Origin of the sequence: Thiocapsa sp., assembly GCF_011390875.1 — a bacterium.
Classification (GTDB): Bacteria; Pseudomonadota; Gammaproteobacteria; order Chromatiales; family Chromatiaceae; genus Thiocapsa.
Genome location: NZ_JAABRP010000299.1, coordinates 1 through 4,218, shown reverse-complemented (window position 1 = coordinate 4,218; position 4,218 = coordinate 1). Strand labels below are relative to the sequence as shown.

Here is a 4,218-nt window from a genome sequence, read left to right as displayed (position 1 = left end):
GCCTATCGACTCCTTGAGCAGGGCCACAGGGTCGAGGCACTCTTCATGAAGAACTGGGAAGAGGACGACGACCCCGGCTACTGTGCCGCCGCGGCGGATCTGGCCGACGCCCGTGCGGTCGCCGAACGGCTCGGGATCCGGCTGCATACCGTCAACTTCGCCACCGAGTACTGGGATCGCGTCTTCGAGTCCTTCCTGAGCGAATATCGGGCCTTGCGCACCCCCAACCCGGATGTCATGTGCAACCGGGAGATCAAGTTCGCCGCCTTCCTCGAGCACGCCCTGGGGCTTGGCGCCGACCTCATCGCCACCGGCCACTACGCACGGGTTACGCGCGATGCGCATGGCGCCCGTCTGCGCCTGTGCGCCGACCCCGACAAGGATCAAACCTATTTTCTGCATCTGCTCGATCAAGCTCAGTTGGAGCGCGCGCTCTTCCCTCTGTATGACCTGACCAAGCGCGAGGTTCGGCAGATCGCCAGGGGTCTGGGACTCGCCAATGCCGAAAAGAAGGACAGCACCGGGATCTGTTTCATCGGCGAGCGTCGCTTCCGTGACTTCCTCGCCCGCTACCTCCCGCGCGAGCCCGGCCCCATCGAGACCGCCGACGGAATGCTGATCGGGGAGCATCGGGGTCTCGCCTACTACACCATCGGGCAACGCCAAGGCCTCGGCATCGGCGGCATTCACGGCGGACGCGAGGCGCCCTGGTTCGTCGCCGCTAAGGACGCCGAGCGCAACACCTTGGTGTTGGTTCAAGAAACGCACCATCCGCTGCTCATGTCTTCCGGGTTGCGTGCGGCGGCACCGCATTGGATCGCCGGAGCACCGCCGCAAGAGCCGCCGTTTCGGTGCCTGGCGCGTCTACGCCATCGCCAGGCCCTGCAACACTGCGAGATCGTGGAGGCCGGAGAGTCGGGTTGCCGGATTCGGTTCGACCAACCGCAGCGTGCGGTGACACCGGGTCAATCGGTTGTGCTCTACCGCGACGACGTCTGCCTCGGCGGCGCGATCATCGACGCGGGTTGGCGCTGAGCCGCGTTTAAACCGCGTCCAGAGCGAGATGCTAACTTTCGCGTGGGTTCGACGTTTGATGCATCCTCGGCCCTTAGCGGGGACGCGGTTTGGAACCGGCACTTGGCGCAACTGCCTGGTTCGGGTTCAAATGACCGTCACATCCCTCAGGAGATCACCAGCCGAATGCCCCACGACAATCTCGACCGCCTCATCGCCCTCGCCGGTATCTATCAGGCCGTCAACTGTGTCATGCGCGTCGCCCGCTCCGGCTCGGCCGACACCGACGCGATGGAGCCCTGTATCTACAGCCTCCTGCAGGTCAATGCCGACGACGTGGGTGCGGTCTTCGGCGAGCCGGGACGGGTCGCGAACGGCGCACGACAGATCATTGCGCAGCTCACCGGCAAGCCGGAGCGCAACCTGGAGTTGACCCGCTACGTGGTGCTCCTGATGAAGTTGGAGCGGGCCCTCGCGGCGCGCCCCGATCTCCTCGCGCGCGTCGGCGAAGGCATCGAGGCGGCACAGGCGAAGCAGGAGCACTTTGCACTCCTGCACCCGAACATGCTGGCCCATCTCGCCGCGATCTACACCGACACCCTCAGCACACTCGAGCCACGCATCATCGTCCGCGGCGACCCGCTGCATCTGCAGAATCCCGACAACCAGAACCGGGTGCGCGCACTCCTGCTCGCCGGCATCCGCTCGGCCATGCTGTGGCGGCAGGTCGGCGGCACCCGCTGGCAACTGCTCCTGAAGAACAAGCAAATCCTCGCCGACGCCCGCCGCTACCTCAACAGCCTCGCCGACCGCACCGCCAATCCGAAGTCTGAAAGCTGATCGCTGATCGCTGATAGCTGGAGGCTGGCGGCTGGAGGCCGGAGGGCGGAGGGCGGAGGCTAGCGGCTTGAGCCTCCAGCCTCGCCCCGCCCGAACATACTGCACCGCAGCATATAGCGCCGCACCGGCTTGGCCGCTAGAATCGGGCCCAACCTGTTCGCCGAACCCGGAGCACCGCATGACCAATAGCTTCAACGCCAAAGCCACACTCGACGTCGCCGGTACGGACTACGAGATCTTCAAGCTCGACGCCGTCCCCGGCAGCGCGCGCCTGCCCTTCTCGCTGAAGATCTTGTTGGAAAATCTGCTCCGCAACGAGGACGACGTCACCGTCACCCGATCGGACATCGAGGATCTGGCCAACTGGGATCCCAAGGCCGAGCCGTCCAAAGAGATTCAGTACCGCCCGGCGCGCGTGCTGATGCAGGACTTCACCGGCGTGCCGGCGGTCGTCGACCTTGCCGCGATGCGCGATGCGATGAAGGCGCTCGGCGGGGATCCGCGCAAGATCAACCCGCTCCAGCCGGCCGAGCTGGTCATCGACCATTCGGTGCAGGTCGACCATTTCGGCTCGAACGATGCGTTCGCGCTCAACGCGGAGCTTGAGTTCCGGCGTAATCAGGAGCGCTACACATTTCTGAAATGGGGCCAGAAGGCGCTCGACGGCTTCAAGGTGGTTCCGCCGGACACCGGCATCGTGCATCAGGTCAACATCGAGTATCTCTCGCGCGTCATCTTCCCGAATCCGCTCGACGGTCGCACCCAAGCCTATTTCGACACCTGTGTCGGCACCGACTCGCACACCACTATGGTCAACGGGATCGGCGTCTTGGGCTGGGGTGTGGGCGGGATCGAGGCCGAGGCATCCATGCTGGGCCAGCCGGTTTCGATGCTGGTCCCCAAGGTCGTCGGCTTCAAGCTGACCGGCACCCTGCGCGAAGGCGTCACCGCGACCGACCTAGTCCTGACCATCGTCGACATGCTTCGCAAGCACGGGGTTGTCGGCAAGTTCGTCGAGTTCTACGGCCCGGCGATCGCGACCTTGCCGATGGGCGAGCGCACCACCATCGCGAACATGGGGCCCGAGTACGGGGCGACCTGCGGTCTCTTCCCGGTCGATCAGGTCACGCTCGACTATCTGCGTCTGACCGGTCGCGACGAGGCGCAGATCGCCTTGGTCGAGGCGTATTGCAAGGCGCAGGGTGTCTGGCACACGGCCGACGCCGCCGAGGCCGATTATTCCGAGACCCTCGCGCTGGATCTGGGCGATGTGGTGCCCTCGCTCGCCGGCCCGAAGCGCCCGCAGGACCGCGTGCCGCTCACCGAGATGGCGAGCCACTTTCCTGCCGCGCTGGCCGCGCTCAAAAAGGAGCGCAACATCCCGAGCAAGGGTCCTGCGAAGGCGGTCATGGACGGGCAGGAGGTCGAGATCTCCGACGGATCCATCGTGGTCGCGGCCATCACCTCCTGTACGAACACCTCGAACCCGAGCGTCATGCTCGCCGCCGGCCTGGTGGCCAAGAAGGCCGCAGCGCTGGGTCTGAAGGCCGCACCTTGGGTGAAGACCTCGCTCGGCCCGGGCTCGATGGCCGTCACCCGCTATCTGGATCGCGCCGGGCTCACCGAGCCGCTCAAGGCATTGGGTTTCCACAACGTCGGCTACGGCTGTACGGTCTGTATCGGCAACACCGGCCCGCTTCCCGCGCCGGTCTCCAAGGCCATCGCAGACAATGACCTCTGCGCCGTGTCCATCCTCTCGGGCAACCGCAACTTCGAGGGCCGGGTCCATGCCGAGGTGCGCATGAACTATCTGGCGAGCCCGCCGCTGGTCGTCGCCTACGCCATCGCCGGGCGGATCGATCTGGATCCCTACAAGGATCCGCTGACGACCGCCCCGAACGGCCAACCGGTCTATCTCAAGGACATCTGGCCGACCCAGGACGAGGTGAACGCGGCCATCACCGAGAACGTCACCGTCGACGAGTTCACCTCCGCCTACGCGGACGTCTACGCCGGGGATGCGCGCTGGCAGTCGATCGAGGTGGCCGCCAGCCAGACCTACGCCTGGCCGGCCGACTCGACCTACATCCGCAACCCGCCCTATTTCGACGGGATGACGCTGGACGTCGCCCCGGCCGAGGACCTCGCGGGCGCACGCTGCCTGGCCGTGCTCGGCGACTCCATCACCACCGATCACATCTCCCCGGCCGGCTCCATCAAGCCCAACTCGCCGGCCGGCAAGTATCTGATCGAGAAAGGCGTGGATCCCAAGGACTTCAACAGCCTGGGCTCGCGGCGCGGCAACCACGAGGTGATGATGCGCGGCACCTTCGCCAACATCCGTCTGCGCAACCTGATGGCGCC

Annotated in this window: 3 protein-coding genes; all 3 read left to right on the top strand. The window is 65.7% G+C overall.

The genetic code is table 11. The annotated features are described in order from the left end of the window. A partial coding sequence (mnmA, locus tag GPT33_RS17365) for a tRNA 2-thiouridine(34) synthase MnmA (protein WP_296811537.1) occupies positions 1–1,035 on the top strand: 1,035 nt, incomplete at its 5' end. 165 nt (positions 1,036–1,200) lie between these two features. Beyond that, on the top strand, positions 1,201–1,854 hold the full coding sequence (gene hflD, locus GPT33_RS17360; protein ID WP_296811535.1) for a high frequency lysogenization protein HflD: 654 nt from the start codon (positions 1,201–1,203) through the stop codon (positions 1,852–1,854). A 178-nt stretch (positions 1,855–2,032) separates the two neighbouring features. Then, positions 2,033–4,218 (top strand): aconitate hydratase AcnA (gene acnA / locus GPT33_RS17355; protein WP_296811532.1); only part of this gene is annotated, 2,186 nt, incomplete at its 3' end.